Below are 3,522 nucleotides of genomic sequence, written 5' to 3'. Positions count from 1 at the left end.
ATCTGGGTTTAAGTTCTACTATTGCGTATAGAGCAATAGTTAGAATTTAAGAATTATTTTTTCAATTCTTGATTGACTAATAAATTTTCCGTGAGTAGAAGAAATTCCAGGTAGAGAAATAGAGTCAGATATTTTCTGCCAGTGGAAATCAACTCTCAAGTATCTTGCAGTCTAAGTTTGATATTTCACTATTGCCTATGGAGTAGTAGCCAGATTTTGAAGCTCTCATAAATGGTTATTTTTTCCTGATCGAATCTTTCCATCCATCCTCAGTGGAAAATCACAAACATTTTCATTTTCTGAAGCTACTGAAAAATTCGGCGCGTCAAAGGATTTTCGCTTGTATCCTCAGAATTTTTGTGATAAGTTAAAATTTAACTGGGCTTGTTCGCCTCTGCGCATGACTTTTTATTCAATCCAATTTCTTGCTGAGAGACAATCAAATATTCGGGAATTTTTCCCCGTATCAATACCAGAAATATTTTCATCTTGTGAAGCTCCCATAAATGGTTATTTTTTCCCGATCAAATCTTTCCATCCATCCTCAGTGGAAAATCACAAACATTTTCATTTTCTGAAGCTACTGAAAAATTCGGCGCGTCAAAGGATTTTCGCTTGTATCCTCAGAATTTTTGTGATAAGTTAAAACTTAACTGGGGTTGTTCGCCTTTGTGCATGACTTTTTATTCAACTAAAGATAGGCAAGTTTCTTGGGGATAGAACTCTGTTCCGCTTTTCGGCTATCGCCGACATGAAAGGCGGAGCAAGTGTGGCATCTATATCGCTCAGGTTGTAGAAAGGAACGATCAAGATACCAAATTGGTTCTATAGAGCAACAGTACAAATTGAAAAATTAATTTTTCAATTCTTAGGAAATAAACTCTCAGTCACCTTTTTGTTTAGGTTGGATGTTCTAATATTTCTTACTTTCTTGCTGAGAAAATATATTTTTCCAACTTTTCAAATCTCACTTTTGACTTTTGATTTTTGACTTTTGACTTCAGTGAAACGGTAGGCGTATTGTTACAATATTTAACAAGATTCGTTAAATTTTTCTTAAATATTATGAATTTAGAAACAATATCATCTATACCTCAGCAAAAAGACTTCAATTCACACAGCAAGAAATTAGACACAGTAGAAGTTGAGGCAATGGCAATAACAAATATAGATACAGATATGCTCAAGTCTCAAGATCCTCCAGAAACAACAGAAAGTAATACCCTACGCTACGATCCAGAAGTAATAACAGCCCTCTACAGTAAACTTCCTTTGAAAGTCTGGAAACGACGAATCAGTATCTTATGGACTTTTGTGTTATTTGCTTTGAGCTTGTGGTTGGACAAAATTACTGGTAACGCCACTAAAAATGAAAGAAAACGGGCAATCTGGCTAAGAGAAATTTTGACAAATCTCGGTCCTGCTTTTATTAAAGTAGGACAAGCACTATCTACTCGACCAGATTTAGCTTCTCCAAAATATTTAGATGAGTTGACTAAATTACAAGACCAATTACCAGCTTTTCCTAATGAAGTTGCCTATCATTTTATAGAAGAAGAATTAGGTTTTCCTCCAGAAGAAATTTATACAGAATTAACACCAAATCCCATTGCTGCTGCTTCCCTTGGACAAGTATATAAAGGCAAATTAAAAACAGGTGAAACAGTAGCAGTAAAAGTACAACGTCCTGGTTTAGCAGAAAGCATTGCTTTAGACATTTATATATTAAGAACACTTGCTATTTGGGTACATAAAAATGTTCAGCAACTCCGTAGCGATCTAGTAGGCATAATGGATGAGTTTGGTACTCGAATATTTGAGGAAATGGATTACACTCAAGAGGGTCGAAATGCCGAAAAATTTAAACAACTCTACGGTCATCTGAAAGATATTTATGTTCCTAAGATTTATTGGCAATATACGGGGCGTCGTGTATTGACAATGGAATGGATAACGGGTACAAAGCTGACGAATTTGGAAGCGATAAAAGCCAAAAATATTGATGCGAAATATCTGATAGAAATTGGCGTGCAATGTTCTTTGAGACAGTTATTAGAACATGGTTTTTTTCATGCCGATCCTCATCCTGGTAATTTATTAGCAAGTCCAGATGGTAAGTTAGTTTATCTAGATTTTGGCATGATGAGTGAGGTTAAACCGTATCAGCGATATGGTTTATTAGAGGCAGTTGTACATTTGGTAAATCGTGATTTTGATGCTTTGGCTCAGGATTATGTAAAGCTAGAATTTTTAACTCCTGAAACCGATCTAAGTCCGATTATTCCAGCATTGGCTGGTGTGTTTAATAATGCTCTTGGTGCTAGTGTGGCAGAACTTAATTTTAAGAGTATTACAGATCAGTTATCGGCTTTAATGTATGAATATCCATTTCGGGTGCCTGCTTATTATGCTTTGATTATTCGCTCTTTGGTAACTTTGGAAGGTATTGCTATTAATGTCGATCCTAATTTTAAAGTGTTGAGTAAAGCTTATCCTTATGTGGCGAAACGTTTATTAACTGACCCTGCTCCTGAGTTGAGAACTTCTCTAAAAGATTTACTTTTTAAGGATGGTGATTTTCGTTGGAATAGATTGGAAAATCTTTTAAGAAATGCGAGTAATAGTGATGATTATGATATTAGTAAAGTTTTAAATCAAGCTCTAGATTTCTTATTATCTGAACGGGGAGATTTTATTCGAGTTCGTTTAGTTGAAGAGCTGATTAATAGTCTAGATTTGGCATCGATAAATACATTTATTAATGCGAGGACTAAGGTAAGTGAGTGGTTAGGTATGAAGGTAGAGAAAACTTCAGTTACTACATCTAATAATCCAGCAGAGCAAAAGAGAGCAGAACATATTAAAAATATCTGGAAAATTGTTCAAGATACTCCTGGTTTTGATGCGATGCAGTTATTACAGTTAGTACCAAATATATTAGTTAAACCAGAGATGCAAAAGATGGGGCAACAAGTAGCAGGTGGTTTGACTCAACGGGCGATCGCTCGTTTGATTCGTCAAGTATTATTATCTCCAGAGTATTCTAGTACTAATGGTAATGGTAATGGTCATAAACCAAAGACTCAACCTCAACTTTCTTTACCTGCTTCTTCTCGCTAATACCAATTTCATAAACTTGAGCTGCTTAGGTTTGGAGTAGTCAGGAGGTAAGGTGAATAGCCTTACTTTTTGAATTTGGTATAAATTGATATTGATTGATTGATAAGTAAGAAGGAATAGGGAATAGTCATTTCAGTTATCAGTTATTAGTAAGCTGTTATGCATTTAAACCGGATATTTTTTGTGTGTCTAGTTAAGAATACAACCCTTATTACTTCTGACTTCTGACTTCTAACTTCTGACTTGCTAAGACGCATTTACAATGCGTCTTAGCTTACCTCATATTGAACCATTGAGATTGAAATAATGAACAAAATATTTTCTCTTGGTAGATTGGATATGGTTAGTTCAGCAATTAACAATGAACAATTAATAATTAATAATTACCCCTTCTTAAAACGG

Annotated in this window: 1 protein-coding gene; it reads left to right on the top strand. The window is 34.9% G+C overall.

The window, feature by feature from the left end; translation table 11 throughout:
* The first annotated feature begins 1,065 nt into the window (after positions 1-1,065).
* The gene (locus tag ACP6PM_RS12580) at positions 1,066-3,120 is read left to right on the top strand and encodes an ABC1 kinase family protein (protein WP_426585070.1); all 2,055 of its coding nucleotides are present in this window, start codon (positions 1,066-1,068) and stop codon (positions 3,118-3,120) included.
* Positions 3,121-3,522: the final 402 nt, after the last annotated feature.

Source organism: Dapis brunnea BLCC-M229, from assembly GCF_050015995.1.
In the GTDB taxonomy this organism is placed as follows: domain Bacteria; phylum Cyanobacteriota; class Cyanobacteriia; order Cyanobacteriales; family Microcoleaceae; genus Trichodesmium.
This window is presented reverse-complemented; position numbering and strand designations above follow the sequence as displayed.